15 protein-coding genes and 1 tRNA gene are annotated in these 20,429 nt (G+C 60.0%); 6 read left to right on the forward strand and 10 right to left on the reverse strand.

The genetic code is table 11. The features are described from left to right. Positions 1-62: 62 nt before the first annotated feature. From JHW44_RS00420 to JHW44_RS00455, 8 genes are all read right to left on the reverse strand, one after another. Positions 63-3,854 (reverse strand): capsular polysaccharide export protein, LipB/KpsS family, encoded by a 3,792-nt coding sequence (locus tag JHW44_RS00420; RefSeq protein WP_089345362.1) that lies wholly within the window; start codon positions 3,852-3,854, stop codon positions 63-65. Between the two features lie 3 nt (positions 3,855-3,857). Continuing rightward, a complete protein-coding gene (locus tag JHW44_RS00425) occupies positions 3,858-5,807 on the reverse strand; it encodes a glycosyltransferase (RefSeq protein WP_089345363.1) in 1,950 nt (649 codons plus the stop codon). Between the two features lie 20 nt (positions 5,808-5,827). Beyond that, a complete protein-coding gene (locus tag JHW44_RS00430) occupies positions 5,828-5,959 on the reverse strand; it encodes a hypothetical protein (RefSeq protein WP_272850281.1) in 132 nt (43 codons plus the stop codon). A gap of 260 nt (positions 5,960-6,219) precedes the next feature. Further along, on the reverse strand, positions 6,220-7,242 hold the full coding sequence (locus JHW44_RS00435) for an aspartate-semialdehyde dehydrogenase (RefSeq protein ID WP_089345364.1): 1,023 nt from the start codon (positions 7,240-7,242) through the stop codon (positions 6,220-6,222). An 82-nt stretch (positions 7,243-7,324) separates the two neighbouring features. Further along, the gene (locus tag JHW44_RS00440; protein WP_089345365.1) at positions 7,325-7,954 is read right to left on the reverse strand and encodes a glycosyltransferase family 29 protein; all 630 of its coding nucleotides are present in this window, start codon (positions 7,952-7,954) and stop codon (positions 7,325-7,327) included. After that, positions 7,951-9,003, reverse strand: coding sequence for a glycosyltransferase family 4 protein (locus JHW44_RS00445; protein WP_089345366.1), 1,053 nt, complete (start codon positions 9,001-9,003; stop codon positions 7,951-7,953). The genes JHW44_RS00440 and JHW44_RS00445 overlap by 4 nt, the downstream gene beginning before the upstream one ends. Continuing rightward, on the reverse strand, positions 8,996-10,186 hold the full coding sequence (locus JHW44_RS00450; protein ID WP_179217766.1) for an MFS transporter: 1,191 nt from the start codon (positions 10,184-10,186) through the stop codon (positions 8,996-8,998). The genes JHW44_RS00445 and JHW44_RS00450 overlap by 8 nt, the downstream gene beginning before the upstream one ends. 67 nt (positions 10,187-10,253) lie before the next feature. Further along, the gene (locus JHW44_RS00455; RefSeq protein ID WP_245847308.1) at positions 10,254-10,679 is read right to left on the reverse strand and encodes a hypothetical protein; all 426 of its coding nucleotides are present in this window, start codon (positions 10,677-10,679) and stop codon (positions 10,254-10,256) included. Positions 10,680-10,825: 146 nt separating this feature from the next. Here JHW44_RS00455 and leuB point away from each other — a divergent pair, with 146 nt between their 5' ends. From leuB to JHW44_RS00485, 6 genes are all read left to right on the forward strand, one after another. Beyond that, positions 10,826-11,950 (forward strand): 3-isopropylmalate dehydrogenase, encoded by a 1,125-nt coding sequence (leuB, locus tag JHW44_RS00460; protein WP_089345367.1) that lies wholly within the window; start codon positions 10,826-10,828, stop codon positions 11,948-11,950. 76 nt (positions 11,951-12,026) lie between these two features. Beyond that, a complete protein-coding gene (locus JHW44_RS00465; protein WP_089345368.1) occupies positions 12,027-13,034 on the forward strand; it encodes a purine-nucleoside phosphorylase in 1,008 nt (335 codons plus the stop codon). Positions 13,035-13,113: 79 nt separating this feature from the next. Beyond that, positions 13,114-14,070 (forward strand): DMT family transporter, encoded by a 957-nt coding sequence (locus JHW44_RS00470; protein WP_089345369.1) that lies wholly within the window; start codon positions 13,114-13,116, stop codon positions 14,068-14,070. Between the two features lie 48 nt (positions 14,071-14,118). Next, positions 14,119-14,195: transfer RNA gene (locus JHW44_RS00475), tRNA-Pro, on the forward strand. Positions 14,196-14,725: 530 nt separating this feature from the next. Beyond that, a complete protein-coding gene (locus JHW44_RS00480; protein WP_089345370.1) occupies positions 14,726-15,262 on the forward strand; it encodes a dihydrofolate reductase family protein in 537 nt (178 codons plus the stop codon). Further along, positions 15,259-15,822: a TetR/AcrR family transcriptional regulator gene (locus JHW44_RS00485; RefSeq protein ID WP_089345371.1), complete on the forward strand. Its 564-nt coding sequence runs from the start codon at positions 15,259-15,261 to the stop codon at positions 15,820-15,822. The genes JHW44_RS00480 and JHW44_RS00485 overlap by 4 nt, the downstream gene beginning before the upstream one ends. Before the next feature lie 126 nt (positions 15,823-15,948). Here JHW44_RS00485 and JHW44_RS00490 read toward each other — a convergent pair whose 3' ends face one another. Both JHW44_RS00490 and JHW44_RS00495 read right to left on the reverse strand, forming a co-directional pair. Further along, the gene (locus JHW44_RS00490; protein ID WP_089345372.1) at positions 15,949-17,622 is read right to left on the reverse strand and encodes a reverse transcriptase domain-containing protein; all 1,674 of its coding nucleotides are present in this window, start codon (positions 17,620-17,622) and stop codon (positions 15,949-15,951) included. A 427-nt stretch (positions 17,623-18,049) separates the two neighbouring features. Beyond that, positions 18,050-20,341, reverse strand: coding sequence for an AAA family ATPase (locus JHW44_RS00495; RefSeq protein WP_089345373.1), 2,292 nt, complete (start codon positions 20,339-20,341; stop codon positions 18,050-18,052). Between the last annotated feature and the right edge of the window lie 88 nt (positions 20,342-20,429).

Consider the following 20,429-nt stretch of genomic DNA (forward strand, 5'->3'; position numbering starts at 1 on the left):
CCGGGGTTTAGTCCAGGATTGCCCCATGCACCAGAGCGACAAACGCGGATGAAGCCGCTGTCTCAGGCGCGAAGCGCCCGAGACAGTCTGTGCCCGATCCTGCCCAGCTTTCCGCCGATACGACGCAGCTGCAACGGCCTTGGGCGCGAGGGCGCCTTGGCCTTCGGCTTGACCTGATTATGCGGCTTGGCCTGCTTGGGTTTCGTGTCATTGGCAATGGCATTCGCAGCAACCAATCCCGGTTTCCCGGAAGACACTGCGACGCCATTTGCCAGCGGAGGCGAAGCCTTCCCGGCCGGGGCCTTGACCGGTTTTGCCGACTCTGCCTGAGCGGCAGGCTTATGGGGCGGCTTGGTCGGGGCGGAACCGGTCTTTTTCGGTCCCGCAGCGGGGCTGACTTTCTTTGCAGCCTGCGCGGGCTTTTTCTCTGTCGCGCGCCGAAGCTTGGCTGACAGATCGGCCACCTGATCTTCCAGCGACTTGATACGCTTTTGCTGAACCGCATCAGCCGAGGGTGCCGCGTGACGGCGATAGATCTGATCGATCAACTCGATTTCGCCGGCATGAACCGAGGCGGGTTCGGGAATCCTGCCTCGGGGCCCGAAGATTTCGCCATCCTGCCGGCCCAGGTATTCCTGCGCGATATCCTTGTTGATATCGGCATATTCAGCCATCAGCGCATCGGCCTCGGCTTCGCTGGGAATCCAGGGCTTGGGCAATGGCAGATCGCGTTCACGGCGCCAGTCCGTAATTGCCGTTCCGACCTCTTCAATGAAGTCGAAATAGCTGTCGCGGTCCTTGAATGGACGCATGTTGAACTGCCGCAACAATTCGACATGCGCAGCGGACAGGCGCGCGTCATTCTGTTCTTTTTCATCCGGGCGCGGCAGGTCAAGCAATTGCGGCAAACCGGTGGCATCCGCGAAATCACTCAGCAGATCACCATCAACGAACTGGGACCGATCGAAAATCCGTACATGAACATTGGGCAGACCGATCTTGTCGCGCCATTTGCGCAGCAAGAGCGAATAGTCCAGCCGACGACGGACATTTTCCTTCTCAAGCCATTCACCGAAGGGAACATCCACGCGACCGACGGCACCACCGGCGACGAATTCGCTGTATTGCGAATTTGCCCATTCATCCTGGCGGCGCAGATATACCACCATTTCGACCTGATGACCGGCAAAGTAATCGGCCAGACGGTGTGCGGCTTCGTGCAAGAAGAACGCTTCGCTCGACAGCACGATGGTATGGATCTGCCCGTCCATCAATTCCAGGCCGCGCTGGATATGATCGATCAGGGCGGGCTCTTTCTTGACGGCGGCGCGGGTAAAATTGGCATGCCCTGCCTGCTTGCGTGGTCGCGTCGGTTGCCAGAACAGGCCGACCTCGGGGAACCAGACGCCCTTGCGCAGCAGGGCCGCGCGATTCTTCTCCAGCATGTGCTGGATATAGGTGCTGCCTGTCTTGGTCGCCCCGATATGGATGATGACACGGGGCTTGGTGATCTTGCCCTCGGCAGGCGTGATGTCGGAGATCTGCACCCTTTCGTTGCGCGCGAAACGGTTGACCGCTGCCTGAAGGTCGGCGATCACCTCGCTGGTCGGCTCGCTCATGAGCGTCTGATAGAGGGTTTTCTGCGGAACCGCTGTCAGGTCCACGGCATGACGCAGCAGGTCGACCCGATCAGCCCGGATCGCAGCAATCATCAGCGGGAAAGCTTCGCCCAGAAGATGATCCTTGCTCAGCCTTGGAATATCGGTGACGAAATCATCCGGTCGAAAGTCACAGCGCTGAAATTCGTCCCGCAGACGCGACAGGAACTCTGCTTCCTTATCTTCGCCCATGTCCCGATAGTATGGATAGACGCGCCCCGTCATCACCTGCTGAACGAATTGGGAAAGCTGGTAATTGAGATGCCCCCGCAGCGGGTGGTTGCGGTTTTCTGCGCCCACCTCAAGATAGCTGTTGAACGTGTGGTGAAAGTTCTCCTGCATCAACTGATAGTCGAACTCGCTGCGCGTGCTGCGGGATATGGAATTCTGTCGAATGCGGTAGACGGGTCCATCCGTGGCAACCAGCCCGATCGCCCGGGACTTTACGAAAGCCTGATGAAGGAAGGCACGTTCTTCCCATTTCGGAGTCATGAAGCGGATGTTCTTCTCGCGAAGAAACTCTGTTCTATAAAGCCATGTCCAGCAATGCCGGCTCTTGAGGATCACGGGTGACTCGGCAAAATTGGTCTCGGGAACGGTCGTCTGGAAGAAATCCTCGCAGTAATCGTTCCGCTTGCGCAGCAGTTGATCGTTCTCGTCGAAGACAGCTTCATAAGCCTTTCGGGACCGCGCCATATCAAGACCGCGCTCTTCCGCGACTTCATAGACCTGGCGCAGCATGTCCGGGTTGCCCAGCCAGTCATCGCTGTCGATGAACCAGATGTATTTTCCGCGCGCCTCTGCGATGCCGCGGTTGCGGACCATGCCCAGCTGGATGTTCTTGGTCAGGATGACCGGCCGGATGCGGCCATCGTCGGCCGCAAGGCGGTCAATGATGGCCTGCGAATTGTCCGGAGAGGCATCGTTGATCGGAATGATCTCGATTTCACGCAGCGTCTGGCGTTGGATCGAGTTGATGCACTGTTCGAGATATTTCTCGACCCCATATACCGGGACAACCACCGAAACCTTTGGCGGCGCAGCAAGCTCGGCCTTGGTTGGCGGCAGCGGATAGGGACGGTTCGTCTCGATATAGGACAGCACGTCCTCGATCTCGGCCGGTCCCTTTTGCCCGGGCAGATGATAGATCGTGTACCAGATGTAGAAATAGTGGAAGATTTCGGCAAGCGACCGTTCACGCTGACGATGCTGGATCTGCTGACGGTCGTCGGTCAGACCCCAGCCCGCATAGAAAGGTGCGCCAAAGGTCACCACCTTCTTGCCCGCAAACAGCGCCTCAAGCCCCATCTGGCTGGTGCCGACATAAACTGTGTCGACCTGATCGAACAGCATGTAGGGGTTGACCGGATCACGCAGGACCCGGACCCGACCGGACGACTGCAGATGCGTGTAATAGCCGGTTCGCTTGCCATTTCCCCAGCTGGTATCCGGGTGGGTCTTGACCAGGATTTCCGCATCCGGGTTCTCATCGATGGCAGCCTGCAGCATCTGCTCGAACTCGGCTTCGCCAACCTTGCCATAAATGGTCGAGGCATCCGCAAAGGCCTGATCACAGACCATCACCCGGCGCGCATAGCCCTCGGTCATCGCCGGGGCACGCATGGGCTGGGCATTATACTTGCTGATCCGCTGATCCACGATCCGCGTCAACAACCGCTCGGCACGCGCAAGTTCCTCCTCGGAGGGTGTTTCCACGCTGTTCAGCTTCCGGATCAGTCGGTTGGGATAATCGGCCATGAAGTAATGGGCGATGTCGTCATAGACATAGCCCAAGCAGGCATAGGCGGGGTCCTTTTCCGTCGAGCTGTGAATCCAGCTATGCGTGGTGGCCAGAAAGCTCGTTTCCATCAGAATGACCGGCTTGTTGGCGGGGGCCACGGACAGAAGCTTCACCGCTCCCTTGTGGGAACTTTCCTCACTTTCCTGAACTGTTCCATGCATGAAATAGGCAGAACATTTCTCGATGCCCGCGGCATCCACTGCGCGAATCTTGGGAAAGAGATTGGGCAGATTGGCACCGAATCGCGTGTTCAGAACCTCGGAAACCAATCCGGTCCCGACCTGACTCGCCGTCAAGGACAGCACATGCTGGCGAATGTCGCGCTTGCGGTCATGTGACCGCTGACGTTCTTCAAGAAATTTCTGGAAGCGAAGGTATGATTGCTGATGGGACATGGATCAGGGCACTTTGTGTTTGGCGATTGCGTGAGGCTCAGTCGTCAAGCCTTCGGCCAGTTTCCACAGGCGGATGGCCATCATGGTTTCCGGATCGGGACTTCGAAGCGGGCGGTAGATGTCCTTTGCCTCGGAAAACAGTTCTTCCCAGGCAGCGTAAATGACGTCATTGCGAAGATCCGACAGGAAATGCTGGCGTGCAGCGGCCCCCATCCGATGGCGGGTCTTGTCATCCGACATCAGGCTTCGCAAAGCGGCGGCAATCGTGTTCGGATCGTCATCCTTGCAAAGCCCTCCTGTCTTGCCATCAACGATCCTGGCGCGCGCACCTGCAGAGGCGCGGATACCGACGACAGGCAGCCCATGCGCCATGGCTTCACACAGTTCCATCCCGAAACCTTCGGATACCGAGGGTGATACGAACAGATCCGCGCCGGCATAGAGCGCAGCGATATCCTCGTTTTCATCGACAAGATCGATACGCTCGGCCAGATCCAGTTCCCATATCCGCGCAACGAGATGGGACTTCACCGGGCCGGTTCCGACAATCTGCAAGCGCCACTGCGGGAAATCCTGCGCCAGCCCTGCAAATGCTTCGACCAAACGAAGCTGGTTCTGGACAGGCACCAGCCGGGCGACCGCCAGCAGGATACGATCTTCGCCTTCCCAATCGGCGGCTGCGGCCAGCGGATCGGGCTCGTGAAGCGCCGGGACAATCAGGCGCGCCTTGCGCTGCAGCGCCGGGGGCAGAATCCTGATGGATTCGGGATGCGACAGATGGATCAGCGTTGCGCCGCCCATTGCCACGGCGCGGTCGCCGGTCAGAGGTCTTGCGATGCCGTCGCGACAGCGCGGATCTCCATGTTCGGACAGCACCAGCGGCAGACCAAGCCTGTGGGCGCAGCGGAGATAGCGCAGCACGAAGCGATTCATCTGCAGTCCAACCAGCAGGTCCAGATCGTGACTGGCAATCTCGATGGCGATACGATCATCGGCGGACTCGTCATCGGCCTCGGGCAGATGCACCAGCGTGATGCGATCATCCAGTGGCCAGCGCGACGGTGCCTGCTTGTCGTCAAAGGTGAAGACAGTGACCTCATGGCCTCGCGCGGCCATGGCATTGGCCATCATCTGACCGACATTCTCGGCGTTTCCCTGCCCTATCGTGATCCAGGGCAGGAACAGGCCGATCTTCATGGATGCAACGGGCGGAGGGTTGGCAAGCTCCTTGCGGGCCACAGGGATCTGTCGCGGAACCTGGTTCCACAGCCAGTTGACCGCGCGCCGCCGCCCTTCAAAACCCTGCGCCGCCGGAAACCCCTTTGGAAAACGCCCTGCGTCGGACAGGATCTCGATATCGCCATTGGCGCGGCGCAGGGAACCGGCGGGCAGCGGACCCGGCCCGCGCCGGACCATGCCGAAGATGTTGTAGCCGTGATGGATGAACCGTCCTTCCGCCAAGCCAAAGCCCGCATCCGCCAGCACATACATCAACATTCCGACGTTCCAGCCCGTATTCACGTGACCGCCAACGACCTGATCCTTGTAGGGAGGGACGGCGATGAACAGCCATCCGTCAGGTTTCAGAATGCGTCGGATTTCAGCCAGGGCCAGACCGGTATTCGAGACATGTTCCAGCACATGGGCACACCAGATGGCGTCGAACTCGCCGTCGCGGAACTGATGCGCATCGCAGATATCCACATCCGGCAGAACACGGATGCTTTCGGGCAGGGGCTCGTCCTGCAGATAGGCCTCCATGTTATAGCCCGTCGCGGTCACATCCCAACCGGCCTGATCGAAATGCCGGGCAGCAATCCCCGAGCCGGTCCCAAGGTCCAGAATGCGGCCACATGCAGGAAATGTGGCAATGACTTCCTGAACCAGATCGACCTGTCCGGGAATGGAGATCGTCACAGGATGCATGGGCACCGAAAGCTCTTCTGTATTCATGCATATACCTCCCGGTGGGTTCAGATTTCATCGGCGAGCAGGCAGCAGAACGATTCAACTACAAGAAGAACAACTATCTGTTCACCATCTGCGCCAACAACGGGCACGACTTCAATCAAGGATTGAGTCACCGCGTCGCTGCAGCGCGGCATTCAGCAATTTCCCGCTCTGAATGATGGCTATACTGGCGCGCTGCCCAAAGATTCAGCACACCGGCGACATCGCCATCGCGCGGTGGTCCACCCGACTTTTCTCGCTTGCGGCAGGACCCGGAATGCCAAGGATTTGATGCCCGATCAGGCTCTCTGTCCGTATCCACCTGCCGGACGGATCGAACGGCCCGGATCAAAAGAAAACGGGCAGCAATGACATCCGTCGTGCTGCCCGTCGTTCTGACGATTTTTCTGGCCAATCAGCCTTTTTTCAGGACACGATTGCCCAGAAGTTCCGCGATCTGCACGGCGTTCAGCGCCGCGCCCTTGCGCAGGTTGTCGCTGACGCACCAGATGTTCAGACCATTTTCGATCGTGCCATCCTGACGAATACGGCTGATGAAGGTGGCGAAATCGCCGACGCATTCAACCGGCGTCGTGTAACCACCGGGTTCACGCTTGTCGACGACCATGATCCCCGGCGCTTCGCGCAGGATGTCACGGGCTTCATCTTCGTCCAGGAAATCCTCGAATTCGATATTGATCGCTTCGGAATGGCCGACAAAGACGGGAACGCGCACACAGGTTGCCGTTACCTTGATCGAGGCGTCGACGATCTTCTTGGTTTCGGCGACCATCTTCCATTCTTCCTTGGTCGATCCGTCTTCCATGAAGACATCGATCTGCGGAATCACGTTGAAGGCGATCTGTTTCTGGAACTTGTCAGGTGCGACTTCCTGACCGGGGACATACATGCCCTTGGTCTGATTCCACAATTCGTCCATGCCATCCTTGCCGGAGCCGGACACCGACTGATAGGTCGAGACGACGACGCGTTTGATGCGCGCACGGTCGTGCAACGGCTTCAGCGCGACAACCATCTGCGCGGTCGAGCAGTTGGGATTCGCGATGATGTTCTTGTTGGAATATTCCGTGATCGCCTCGGGGTTCACCTCGGGCACGATCAGCGGGATCTCGGGGTCATAACGATACAGCGAGCTGTTATCGATCACCACGCAGCCCGATTTGGCGGCGACAGGCGCATATTTCTTGGTCGCATCCGAGCCAATGGCAAACAGCGCCATGTCCCAGCCGGTAAAGTCGAACTGCTCGATATCCTGAATCTTCAGGGTCCGGTCACCAAAGCTGACCTCGGTCCCCTGGCTGCGGCGCGATGCCAGAACGGCAATCTCGTCCACCGGGAACTGGCGTTCGGCCAGGATATTCAGCATCTCGCGGCCCACATTCCCCGTGGCGCCGGCAACAACGACTCTGTAGCCCATTGGGGACTCCCTTTTCCTGCAGTCGCTGGCGTTTAGCGCAACCAGGTCCGGGATGGAAGGGGCAGCCTGTGTCAGGGCAGCCTTATGCCCCGCCCCGTGCATGCAGGACCAGGCGGGCGTCACGGCGCAAGAGGTCATCGACCCAGGCGGCCTCGGCCTGAAAATCATGAGGCACCTGCGCGGCAGTCCGTTTGCCTGACAGGCTTTGGCTGGCAAAGAAATCGAACCCGTAGAGCGACAGCTTCTTCAGGCGCGAGCGCATCAGCAGGTCGATCATCATCGCCCCGGTCGTGGGCGGCGCGGCAAGACGGTCCCCAAGGGCACGATAAGCCTCCAGCGGGTGCAGATAGAAGCCGGGCGAGGAGGCGCTGGACCAGTCCAGCCGCTTGCGTTTGGGTGACATCCACAGAATGCGTCCGGGCGCGATGCGCGCGCGATCGGCAGCGGACAACCGCGTGGCCAGCGCCAGCCAGTCGGTGCGGGTCCCGTGGCTGACCGGACCGGGCATCGGGGCGCGATTGATCCGCACCACCCGGTCGGCCGCGTCGATCTCGTCCCCCTGACTGCCTTGGGCCAATGCCCGCGCATTGCCGACCAGCGCGACCGAACGATCGGTCAGATCATCCAGCAGCTCCGCCGTCGAAACAGACAGGCGGGCCAATGCGGCCTCATTGCGCATCAGCCGCGCCGTATAGAAGCCCAGCCGCGTCACGTCTGCGCCAGCAGATCGCGATAGACCTGCACCAAGGCGCGGGCCTCGGTCTGAATGCTGTGATTGTCCTCGACATGGGTCCGGGCGTCGCGCCCCGCCTGCTGCCGGGCGGCGTCATCATCCAGCCAGTGGCGCAGGGCATCAGCCAGTGCATCCAGATCGCCGGTTTCGACAATGCTGCCGGTGCGGCCATCCGCGATGATGGCCTCATAGGCGCCCACGCGCGAGCCGATCGCGGGAACGCCACAGGCCATGGCCTCCAGCGGGGTCAGGCCGAAGCCTTCCCATCTGGCGGGCGCAGCGAACAGGTCGAGCGCCTGATAATGCTGCACGACCCGCTCCCACGGCAGCTCCCCCAGAAATCTTATCCGCTCCTGCAGCCCCGCAGCATTGATACGGTCCTGCAGATCGTCGGCAAATGCGCGATTGTCCGCAGTGATCCGGCCGGTGAAGATGATCTGGGCACGGGGCCGGTCGGGCAGCAGGCGCAGCCCCGCTTTCACCAGCAGATCCACACCCTTCTGTTCGCGCACGCGGCCAAAACAGCCGATCAGAACCGCATCCGGATCCAGTCCCAGCTGGCGGCGCAATGCGGCGCGGTTGTTGGCGGGACGAAAGATTTCCGTGTCAACACCATGCATGACCACCTTGGCCGGACGCTCAAGATAGCTGGCGGCCTGCGGGGTGGTGGCAACCAAGGCCTCCTGCTGCCGGATCAGCCAGCGGGTAAAGCCGGTATGGTGACGCTGCGCAGCCGAGGTGAACATCAGCCGGAACTTGCGGCGCAGGATACGGCGCAGGATCAGGCCAAGCGCCATCTCGGTGTTGCGGCGGGCATGCCAGACGCGCCAGCGGTCGCGCGGCAGTGTCGCAGCGCGCAGCAGCGGGATATGGGGCACCTCGGGCGGCAGGCCCGGCCCGGTGGCGCGAATGGGGATCATCGCGGCCTGAACCGGGATCAGCCGGACCACCGTCGCCGTCACGCCCGACAGGCGGCGTTTCAGATTGGGCGCGATCACAAGAGGCGTGTCGGTCGGGTTCTCAGCCATTTTCGGCCTCCGGCGTCAGAAAATACAGGGCGAACCCGACCGCCAGAGGGATCAGGAAGAACAACCACAACATAGCGAAGGCCTGCGCCGGAGGGTAGGTCGCGCTTGCTGCACCATAGATCGGGCGCGAGGCGAACTGCATGACGCCGACCCCGCCGATTGAGAACATGTTCAGAAAGGTGACACCGCGTCCGACCAGATGCCGGGGCAGAAAGGACCGTCCATGCGCCATCAACAGCGGATAAGCCGCCCCCGACAGGCCCACAAGCGTCAGCAACAAGGTCGAAATGCCGATCCCGACATCGGGAAACGCCCAGAGAATGACCATGACCAGCACCGTGCAGGCCGTCGAGATCAGCACCGTGCGCCGCAGGCTGCCTACCAGCTTGACGGCGGGACCGACCAGAAAATTGCCGATCACCATCGCCAGCCCCATGGCCAGCGTGGCCCGGCCGATGCTTTCGGGATCAGCGCCATAGACCTGTTCCAGATAGGGCGCGGCCCATAGGCCACGGATCGCCGCCGAGGCGGCATAATTGCAGAAGAACAGTGGCAGAATGAACCACAGCGCCCGCAGGCGCAGGATCTGTGCAATCGAGCCTTTCGGCTGATCGGCCTCCAGCGGTTCGGGATCGCGCACAAGGATCAGCACTGTCGCGGCAACCGCCAGGGTCACTGCAGCCAGCCCCCACAGCGTCGCCCGCCAGCCGGCAGCCTCGATCAGCCAGACGAGCGGCGCGGCTCCCAGGATATTGCCAAGCGAGCCGAAGCCGACGACGATTCCCGCCAGCGCACTGAAGGAAGCCGGCGGATATTCCCGGGCCAGAATATAATATGGCCCCATCAGGGCGGGCGAACAGCCAATGCCCAACAGCGTCATGGCGACATGCAGGTGCCAGGGCGCCGTGGCCAGCGCAAAGACCATCGCCCCCAGCGCGCCGCCGACACCCAGCGCTGCCGCCACGGTCCGGCGCGGCCCGAACCGGTCCAACGCCCAGCCCACCGGCATCTGCATCACCGCGAAAGAGATGAACCACAACCCCGATGACACCGCCAGATCGCCGGGCGTCGCGCCCAGTTCAGCGCTCAGGACCGGGGCCAGAACTGCCAAGAACGCGCGATAGAACTGGCTGAGCGTGTAACCCAGCGTCAGGCTTATCAGCCCGGCGGACAATGCTGGCATGATGCGCGACCTCCCCTTGTGGCGCGGGCAAGCTGCGCCATGGCGCGGTCCGGTGCAAGGCTGGAGTTCAGTCCGCTTCCGCTGCCTGTGGCCGGGTTGCGCCACCCATCCCGACCAGCTGCGCGATCAGCGGTGCGACCTTGGGGCCCAGGCGCTCACAGGCGCCGGGATCGTCAAGCAGTTCATAGGCTGGGGCGCGGAATTCCCGCTCGAATCCTACCGGGTCCAGTTCAAGCTTCTCGGCCAGCAATTCCCCGGTGCCGGTCAGCAGCGTCCATTCCCCGTCGGTGATGGCATAATCGCCGCAGTTCGAGCCGATGATATCCGCCTCGACGACCCGCACGGTCAGGGCCTGCGCCTGATCCCGGGACAAACCCGAAACATCGGGCAGCGGCACCACCAGCCGGTCCTGTCCAAACGAGGCATCCGCCGTTGCAAGCAGCAGCGTTGCACCGGCGATCGTCGCGACCATGAGGGCATCCAGCAGTTTCATCGCATATCCAGTCAGTCCTTCGCGCCGCCATCGGGCATGAAGCCGGCCCGAGGTGCAAACCAAATCAACGTGAGCTTGACCCGCTTGCGGCCCGGGTCTAACCCCACATCCCATCAGCCAATCGCGCGACCCGAGGGAGATTTCGCATGTCCGACGCCTATTCGCTTCTTATTCTGCCGGGTGACGGCATCGGCCCGGAAGTCATGACTGAGGTGGTCAAGGTCATTGACTGGTTCCAGGCCAACCGCGGCATGAGCTTTGACGTCAGCCACGATCTGGTCGGCGGATCGGCCTATGATGTGCATGGCGTCCCCCTTGCGGATGAGACGATGGCCAAGGCGCAGGCCGTCGATGCAGTCCTTCTGGGCGCGGTCGGCGGCCCGAAATATGACAATCTGGATTTCAGCGTCAAACCCGAACGCGGCCTGCTGCGCCTGCGCAAGGAAATGGATCTCTTCGCCAATCTGCGTCCTGCGCAATGCTTTGATGCGCTTGCCGATTTCTCGTCGCTGAAACGCGATGTGGTCGCGGGACTGGATATCCTGATCGTGCGCGAACTGACCTCGGGAATCTATTTCGGCGAGCCCCGCGGCATCCATGACGACGACAACAATCCCGACAATGAAGGCGGGCGCGTCGGCATCAACACCCAACGCTATACCAGCGGAGAGATCCGGCGCGTCGCACGCTCGGCCTTTGAACTGGCGCGGCGCCGCGGCAACCGGGTCTGCTCGATGGAAAAGGCCAATGTCATGGAATCCGGTATCCTTTGGCGCGAAGAGGTCCAATGGGTGCATGACAACGAATATCCCGATGTCGAACTGTCGCATATGTATGCCGACAATGGCGCCATGCAGCTGGTCCGCCGCCCGCAACAATTCGATGTGATCGTGACCGACAACCTGTTCGGGGACATCCTGTCCGACGCGGCCGCCATGTTGACCGGCAGCCTTGGCATGCTGCCCTCGGCCAGCCTTGGCGCGCCGATGGCCAATGGCCGTCCCAAGGCCCTGTATGAACCCGTGCATGGGTCTGCTCCCGATATTGCCGGTCAGGGCAAGGCCAACCCGATTGCCTGCATCCTCAGCTTTGCCATGGCGCTGCGCTATTCCTTTGATCAGGGCGATGCCGCTGCCGAACTGGAACGTGCCGTGGAACAGGTTCTGGCCGATGGCGTACGCACGCCCGACCTGATGGGGGCCGAGGGCGGCACGCCGGTCTCGACCGCCGAAATGGGCGACAAGATCATCGCCGCATTGTCTGCCGCCTGATCACCTTCCTGCGGCGACCCTCACGGTCGCCGCAATCACAGCACATCGGGCCAGCACCGACCCAAAAGGCCGCCACATGAAATACACCACCGCCCTGCTTACCGCATTGCTTGCCTCCCCCCTTGCCGCCATGGCGCAGGATGTGACGGCCCCCAAGATTCTGGTCATCACGATGTTCGACGGGGAAACCCGGCCATGGCTGGACAATCTGGACCTGTCGAAAACGGTGGCAATCGCCGGGCTACCGGAATCCGCACCCGCGCTGTCCTGCAATGACGACCTTTGCGTGATGACCACGACCATGGGCTTTGGCAATGCCGCCAGCTCGGTCGCGGCTGTCGCACTGAGCGACAAGGTCGACCTGTCCGGCAGCTATATCCTGATCGCCGGCATTGCCGGGGTAGACCCCGAACTGGGCACGCTGGGATCGGCACATTGGGCGCGCCAGGTTCTGGATGGTGGCCTGATGCATTACATTGATGCGCGCGAGATCCCGCAGGACTGGGCGAGTGGCTGGCTTAAGCTGGGAACATCGCAACCCGGCCAGGACGGCGGCTGGACGGCTGGAACCGAAGTGTTCGCCCTGAATGCCGATCTGGCCGAGCGGGCCTTTCAACTGACCCGCGATGTCGAACTGGCCGATTCCGAACGCGCCAGGGAATATCGCGCCGCCTACAGCCAGACCGCTGCGCAGGGGGATCCCTTTGTGAGCCTCTGCGACACGGTCTCGGCCGACACCTATTGGCACGGAAAGATCGCCGCCGAGATGATCGAGAATCACGTCGCACAGCTAAGCGCGGGCAAGGCCGAATATTGCACCTCGCAGATGGAAGACAATGCCACGCTGACTGCGCTGTCGCGCGCCGCCACCGCCGGTCGGGTCGATCTCGACCGGATCGCCGTTCTGCGCACCGCCTCGAATTTCGACCGCCAGCACGACGGCCAGACGGCAGCGGAATCGCTGGGGGCGAATTCCGGTGGCTTTGGCCCGGCAACGGAAAATGCATTCCGGGTCGGCAATACCTTTGCACAGGCCGTGATTGCAAATTGGGATGACTGGAAAGACGGCGTCCCTGCCAAATAGTCGGCCCGCCCTGCAGTAAAAACTTGACAAAACGGTCCGTGGCTTCTGTGTTCGCGGTAACGGAGCACAGGAGAGGCCGATGGGCGCAGAGAACATCCGGGGGGCGTTTCTGGCGCTGCTGGCGATGGGCCTTTATGCCACGCATGACGTGGTCATCAAGGTTCTGGGCGCCTCTTATCCTTCGTTGCAGATCCTGTTCTTTTCCTCGCTGCTGTCATTTCCCCTGGTGTCGATGGTCCTGATGCGGGACCCGACCAGCGGCACGCTGAGGCCAGCACATCCCGGCTGGGTCGCGCTGCGCACGCTCTGCGGAGTGGTGGCCGGCATGGGGGGCTTTTACGCCTTCTCGCATCTGCCGCTGGCACAGGTCTATGCGATCCTCTTTGCCTCGCCGCTGCTGGTCACCATCCTGTCGATCCCGCTGCTGGGCGAACGTGTCGGCGCACATCGCTGGGGCGCAGTGATCATGGGGCTGATCGGCGTCCTCATCGTGCTGAGGCCGGGAACCCAGCCGCTGTCCCTTGGCCACCTGGCCGCGCTGATCGGGGCCGTGGGCAGTTCGACCGCGGCGGTTATCGTGCGCAAGCTGGGCCGCTCTGAACGTCCACTGGTGCTGATCATGTGGCCCATGCTGGGGAATTTCGTTCTGACCGGCGCGTCGCTGGGGCTTGAATATCGCCCGATGGAATTGCCTCATCTGGCCCTGACCGGCGTGATCGCGGCGCTGGGGCTGACTGCGGGCTTTCTGCTGATCCAGGCCTATCGCATGTCCGAGGCCGCGCTGGTCGCACCCATGCAATATTCGCAAATCCTCTGGGCAACAGCCTATGGCTGGTTCCTCTTCGGCGAGGCACTGGACACACCGACCCTTGTCGGTGCGACGATCATCATCGCCTCCGGGATCTATATCGTCTGGCGCGAACGCAGCGGCGGCAACTCGACCAACCGCCCCGCAACCTCTGCAAGGCTTCGCAACGAGACCGTCACCGCGCCCAAGACAGCCCTTCTGCAAAGATTATGGCATCCACGCAGCTGATTGGGCTTGCAATCCGCGCAACATCGCGCTACCTGCCCCACCTACGGTCGGAGCGTAGCGCAGCCTGGTAGCGCACCTGCTTCGGGAGCAGGGGGTCGGAGGTTCGAATCCTCTCGCTCCGACCAGTTGAGACTTTGTCAAACGACAGATAAGTCTTCCTTTCCCGCCAATTTCTTACCTTTGCGGCAGCAAGCCTGACGTAATTTCTGTTGGATCTTGTCGGTTGGCTCGCCTCCGGATGAGAACACAAGAGATCGAATGACAAACGCCCTCCGCTCGATGCCTTGTCGAAATCTGGACCTGGCGTTGTCAGAGCCAACCAGATCTGCCGAAGCCACAAAACGCAGCCGAATGCACGCACAGTTCAAGCCGCGCCGGTTCGATTGGCGGAACTGGCATTTTCGGCCCATTGCGGACGGTCGAGCACGCGCACATGCGGCGGTGCGGCTGCCCTGAAGCGGCCGTTCATGGCTTGGTGCAGCAAAATCCTAGGTCGGATGCCGCTGATGCGGACCCTGCTGCCGTTCGCTTTCGGTCTCGGGTTACGTCAATCAAAACGAAGTCTATGCGGTGCCAACGCTGTGGACGGGCGTTGCACTTGACACGAGGGACGCACACCTTCATGTATTATACAGTGTATAAATAAAGGTGTGAAATGATCACAGGGCATGTTTTCATTGCTACCAGTCTGGACGGCTTCATCGCTCGAAAGGACGGCGATATCGCGTGGCTCCTGGACCGCGATAATCCCGACGAAGACCATGGCTATGATGCCTTCATCGCGGACATCGACATCATTCTGATGGGACGCGGAACATTCGAAAAGATGGCAGCCGTAAGACCATGGCCCTACAGTTGTCCAGTTGTCGTCCTGTCTTCGACCCTGTCGCAGTCCGACGTGCCGGACGACCTGGCCAACAAGGTGCGGGTCGTGACTAAAGCGCCTGAGGAGGCGATGCATATGCTGGCGGTCGAAGGACACCGGAAGGTATATGTCGATGGCGGCCTTCTCATTCAGTCCTTCCTTCGGGCCGGCCTGATCGCCGACATGGTGATCACGAGCGTTCCGGTGCTCCTTGGTGAAGGACGCCGGTTGTTCGGCAAGGTCGCCGCTGACATTCCCCTCTGCCTTGAGGAGGTGAAGAGCTTTCCATCCGGACTCGTCCAGTCCCGTTACCGGGTCGAGGCATGAAGCGGCCCCGGGGGCGGCCGCCACGGGCGCAAGCTCCTGTCTCGCGCGACGAGATGGTTGTGGCCGCCCTCGAACTTCTGGATCGCGAGGGGGCAGACGCCCTCACGATGAGGGCGTTGGCGGAGCGCCTCGCCATCAACCCCATGACGATCCATCATCACTTCGGCGGACGGGATGGCTTGATCGGCGCGATGTCGGACGCGGTCTATGCGCAGGTAATGGCGCCGGAGGACGGCACCCCAATCGATCGGATTGGTGATCTCCTAAAAGCTTACCATGCCCAGGTGCTCCGCCACCCGGCACTGACCACCTTGATCTTCAGCCGGCCTGTCGTTTTTCCGCAGCAGGCAGAACGGATCACCAACGAGATTTCTGCCCTTCTGGCCGAAGTCGGCCTGCCACATCAGAGGACGAAGCTGTGGCGCGACATACTCGTGGACTTCACCCATGGCGCTGCCCTGGCGACTGCGATGAGTGGTCGACATCAGGACAGGGAATCGCACGAAGATCAGGGATTCACTATGGCTCTCGGGGAACTTTTGATGGGCCTGAACCGATGAGGACGCCTGGACGGTATGGGCTCGAACCGGACTTGCGGCGGCGCGGCGGGGCGCACACGTGTCCCCAGGTGTGCCGTCAATCCCGGCCCTTAGCCGACGGTCACCCACCTGGGTCGTCAATGTCCGCTAAAGGGTTGCAAGCAAAGCATCAACAAACTCTGACCTGACCGCGAGGAAGGGGATTGTCCGGTCGTCGTCGTTTGGCCCCCTAACGATTACGCCGACAACTTTTCCAGAGAATAGCACGGGACCACCACTCATTCCCTCGTAAGTTCCCGACAACAAGGCGATCACGTTATCGGATGTGGCGGGCGTGCCGTCAAAGGTCTGCCGCGAGAAACCTGTCACCTCGGTGTCGCGGATCGTCAGAGACGTGCTGTCCAGATTGGAAGGATAGCCCGCAGCCTGCACCGCAGAGCGGATGCCGAGCGCGCCAGCTTCGGCTCTCGAGGCCATTTGCAGCGTGGCTGCTGGATTGAATGCGGGCATTGGAGTTCTTAACCGAATGAGCGCAAGGTCGTTGTGTTCGTCGCGGGCTACTTCGTCCGCTTCCATTGCGAATGCCGGGCTTTGTCGCGGAAAGATGCGCAGATTTGGTCCGAGGCAATGCGCGCAGGTCGCAAACAGGTTCTCGGCTACGGCGAAACAGGTGCCCACTGATCCGCCATCTGTGTCATTTTCGAGATACCAAACGGCTGCGTTTAGAACCTCGCTATCCTCGACCAACGGAATCGAAAATTGTCCGCCCGAGGACAATGCGTTGAACCTCGCGGCAAGGCCGCGGAAGACCTGGTCAGTGGATCCCTTCACCTGCCGAATAAACTCTATTTTCCCTCGGAGCACCCATTCGAAGTTCGTAGCTTCCTGCTCCGGCAACCGGCCTCTATCCGGGCGTTTATCGTTGAAGTGGCGCGCCGATGCCGCAGCATAGCCATTAAACTCCCAGTCATGAAGCATCGCCCTGACATCGCGAACAAATTTGCGCTTAACGTTAACTTTCTCATTCACAACCAGACCGGTGACTTCCTGTTGAAAGGCGGCGCCCAGCAGTCGTGTCTTTGCGTGGTTAATTCTAAATCCGTTGTCCTCAATCATCTGCTGAAAGGTGTCTGATAGAATGAAGTCATCGTGGCTGTCGGGGTTTGCAAAACGTCCGATTGGTGCCGGAAAGGTCCTGCGATTGGAGGAGATTGTGATGTCATCGGCATATCGCGTGTAGGTGCATCCAAGTTGCCTGCAAAATCGAGCCAACTCAGCATCGAGTTTGTCTGAAACGATGTTTGCAAGTATTGGCGACAGTGCGGCGCCAGGCATCAGGACATGGGTTGTTCGAAGACTGCCTTCGACCTCCTTTTCTGTTTGAAAGCAAGCGATGTGCGCGATGAACTGGGCAATCTCTTCTGGATAGTCATAAGGCGGGGCCATCAAACGCCCGCGAATGCGACCGAAGTGAATGGTCTCGAAGTAGTCTTCAAGGTCAATGTTGAGCACCCAACGCTTGCCGACGTGTTGTCGAGCATTGCTCACGATGCTGCGTTGATGCCCGCCGACAAAACCGTGGACGTGGGCGCGAGGACGATAGTCGCTTTCCAGAAGGCGCAGGATGTCACGCTGCAACCCGAGAAGCGCAATACGCGGTGCGCAAATACGCCGTGTCCCACCACTTTTCTTTGGTATGGTAAATTCTTTGTATCGCGCACCTGGAGCAAGTCCGTAAGCGATGTAGACAAATCTCTTCCGATAATTCCGGCGAAGCGCAAAGGCGATTTGTCTAAGGTTGGCAAAGGGCTTTAACGACATGGGTGCATCAACGACCTACAATCTCGCATTCCCAACATCGCGGGAATTTCGCAATTCCGTAACAGCATGTAGCGGGGCGAGTTGAAAGTAACCTTCTCGCAGGTGTCGCAGGTAACACAACACTTGGTTGATTGCAGGCCGCTGATGCTCGGTCACGTGTATCTTGATCTTTGAGTGGAGGCAACGGTGGCAGAGTGTCGGTTGCTTCCATTGCAGTCATTCATTCGGAGTCAAGCGAATAGCTGCTCGCCGTCCCGACCACGACCAAGTCGTTTCCGGCCCAGAGCGGATGCTCAATGCCCCTCAGGCCAACGCCTGCTTCGGTTCCAAGTCAACTGGTCGTCAGCGGCTCGAGGGACGCCGCCATCGCTTCAAACGCTCGTGCAACTGATTTATTGGCCGAGCTTTCCTCGGTCCTTGGGCTGTTTCATGCGGCCTTACATTGCTTGCGGACCGCCTTGGTATGGTCAGCGTCCGCCGCCTCCATTAGTTCGAGCAGAGCGGTGTTCGCATCCCGCGTCTCCTCGATCGTCATCGAGGAATGGGAGACGAGATCGTCGAGGCTATCAGAGTGTGATTCCACCTGGATCAAGCGGTCTAATGCCTTGATACGGACGTCGTCGATATCCGGGCACTTCTTCGTCAGGGCTTCGAGCTTCTGTTGCAGGGGGTGGCTACCCGGAACCTTGAAGGCGAGGAAGATGTCCAAAACCCGCCTGATCACATTAGGCATCATAAACCAATACTCCGAATATTGGCCACCAGCCGCTTCGAACTGAAGCATCTTGTGGCACAGGAAGTGGTATTCGGAGTCGTAAGCGCGCAGTTGGGACGGCAGTTCGGCAATGCGGGCACTTCTGGCTTCTGAGCCCTCGGGCATTGAAACATCGAGAAATAACAGCGCGGCTGTCGGAGGGTTTGCCTTAGCCTGGTTTCGCCAAGCTTTCTTGAACTCGTTCATGCAGTGCTGATTGTGGGTCAAAATGAAAAGCTGGGCGGCCGCGGTCAGGCGCGAGCGGATAAGCGAGCACGCATAGTTCATGGCCTTGGTGTCGAGGCTTGAGATGGGATCGTCGATGACGAGGATCAGGTCCTTGAGCGATTGCCCGTCGGCCTCCAGTGATGAGATGAAGTAGCAGAGCGCGATAGCAGTCTTCTCGCCTTCACTGGGCGGTCCTTTAACTATCTTGTTGTGGCGACGAAGCTCGTATCCGTCGTCGGTCGCGACTATCGTCAGCTCACCGTGGCCCAGGTAGGCGCGAACAAGCTTCGTGATCTGGTCGGCGGCTGGGCCATGGGTTCGCACTTTGGCGCTGAGTTCAGCAATATCGCCTTCCAGCTTGCGGATCTCTTCTTCGAAAGAGCTCACCCGATCATTCGCTTCCGCCAGCAAATTCTGGTGTTCGGCGTAGGTGTCGTGTCCTTCGGCCAGATAGTGTTTCTTGATGGCCTCGCGGGCGTCGCCCTGGCGTTTAGCAAAATCCGCAGACGCTTCGTTGTGCTCGCCGATAACGGCATTCTGCACGGCGATGGCTTCTTTGAGGGCTTTGCTCCGTGCCGCGATTTCGTCGGGGCTCGGCAGATTATGCGGAATGGCAGTGGTTGGTTGTTCCACGCGAGCAGTAAAAACTCGGGACGCTTCCTCGATGACAGGGACAAAGTCGTTCAAGAAGCTTTCTGTGTCACGGAGCGCGGCAGCGTAACGCTCCGCAAACTGCAGTTCGAGTTCGGCAGCCTTGGGCCAAGTGTCTGAAGCGGATCGGATCTCGGTCAGAAGTGTTGAAGCCTTCGCGCCCGCGTCTTTCAGCTCTCCAAGCAGCTTCGAGAGTCGGTCGTCCAGTGCCTGAGCGAGTTTCTGTTTTCGAGCGTCGCTGATCGTATTGCCGCATAGCAGGCAATTTTCCAGGCCGTTCGCGCTGTGATAATCGTGACCGGTTTTTAGCCAAGGAACCATAGCAGGGTGGCATTCCATTTCGTCCAGCACCACCGTCCCAATACTCAGCTCAGCGAAGTGCCGTGCGCCTTCCACCGTATTCCGAATGCCATCAACATCTATTGCAATGGCTTTCAGAGGGGGCGGCGGGGCAGTGAGGCGGGCTACATCGACAAGAGCATTGAGGGCTTCTGCCTCCAACCTCGCGCCTTTGTCGTGTGGTAGCGTTTGGTAGTCTTTCTCTAACTGTTTGGCCTCGTACCTTCGGTTACCCAGATGCAGCGATGCCGCAACCAGCTTGGCCCGTTCTGTGCGGTAGCTCTTGAGCGCCTTTTCGCGCTCGTCAGCGATTCTTTTGCCAGCATCCCGTGACTGCTTCTTTTCCGCGAGTGTCTGCTGGGCAGCACGGAGTTCGGCCGCAAGATCGGACTGCTCTTCACTAATATAAAAGATCGACGATGCGCGGCCCTCTTTCCACTCCAAATTCCGCGCGATGAAATCCTCATTGAATACGCGTACGTGGCTCTCAAGGCCTCCCAGTTTTTTGGGGGCCTTGAACGTTTCACCGTCATCGAGTGCAATCTCGAAGCTGCAGTTTGCCGGAAGATCTTCGTGAAGTTTCCCTGCCTCAAGACAGGCAAATAATCTCGACAACGTGCTCTTGCCGGATCCATTGAAACCGTAAACGAGATTAAACTGGCGGAATGGCGGTATGTCTTCTCGTGCAGCTTTATCTGCCAGGACACCGACGCCGCTCAGCGTCTTTATCGTTGCAATTGTAGCCATGCACGCCATCTTTCCTGCACATTTTGCGCCAATACCGGCTCATCTAATGCGAGAGTACCAAAGCGCCTCGCGATTGAAATCCCCCTTT

This window comes from Paracoccus seriniphilus (genome assembly GCF_028553745.1).
Taxonomy (GTDB): domain Bacteria; phylum Pseudomonadota; class Alphaproteobacteria; order Rhodobacterales; family Rhodobacteraceae; genus Paracoccus; species Paracoccus seriniphilus.

Bases quoted from the DNA above. Each gene is read 5' to 3' on its own strand.
- JHW44_RS00420 (WP_089345362.1), bottom strand. From the start codon at position 3,854: ATGTCCCATCAGCAATCATACCTTCGCTTCCAGAAATTTCTTGAAGAA.
- JHW44_RS00425 (WP_089345363.1), bottom strand. From the start codon at position 5,807: ATGAATACAGAAGAGCTTTCGGTGCCCATGCATCCTGTGACGATCTCC.
- JHW44_RS00430 (WP_272850281.1), bottom strand. From the start codon at position 5,959: ATGCCGCGCTGCAGCGACGCGGTGACTCAATCCTTGATTGAAGTCGTG.
- JHW44_RS00435 (WP_089345364.1), bottom strand. From the start codon at position 7,242: ATGGGCTACAGAGTCGTTGTTGCCGGCGCCACGGGGAATGTGGGCCGC.
- JHW44_RS00445 (WP_089345366.1), bottom strand. From the start codon at position 9,003: ATGGCTGAGAACCCGACCGACACGCCTCTTGTGATCGCGCCCAATCTG.
- JHW44_RS00450 (WP_179217766.1), bottom strand. From the start codon at position 10,186: ATGCCAGCATTGTCCGCCGGGCTGATAAGCCTGACGCTGGGTTACACG.
- JHW44_RS00455 (WP_245847308.1), bottom strand. From the start codon at position 10,679: ATGAAACTGCTGGATGCCCTCATGGTCGCGACGATCGCCGGTGCAACG.
- leuB (WP_089345367.1), top strand. From the start codon at position 10,826: ATGTCCGACGCCTATTCGCTTCTTATTCTGCCGGGTGACGGCATCGGC.
- JHW44_RS00465 (WP_089345368.1), top strand. From the start codon at position 12,027: ATGAAATACACCACCGCCCTGCTTACCGCATTGCTTGCCTCCCCCCTT.
- JHW44_RS00470 (WP_089345369.1), top strand. From the start codon at position 13,114: ATGGGCGCAGAGAACATCCGGGGGGCGTTTCTGGCGCTGCTGGCGATG.
- JHW44_RS00480 (WP_089345370.1), top strand. From the start codon at position 14,726: ATGATCACAGGGCATGTTTTCATTGCTACCAGTCTGGACGGCTTCATC.
- JHW44_RS00485 (WP_089345371.1), top strand. From the start codon at position 15,259: ATGAAGCGGCCCCGGGGGCGGCCGCCACGGGCGCAAGCTCCTGTCTCG.
- JHW44_RS00490 (WP_089345372.1), bottom strand. From the start codon at position 17,622: ATGTCGTTAAAGCCCTTTGCCAACCTTAGACAAATCGCCTTTGCGCTT.
- JHW44_RS00495 (WP_089345373.1), bottom strand. From the start codon at position 20,341: ATGGCTACAATTGCAACGATAAAGACGCTGAGCGGCGTCGGTGTCCTG.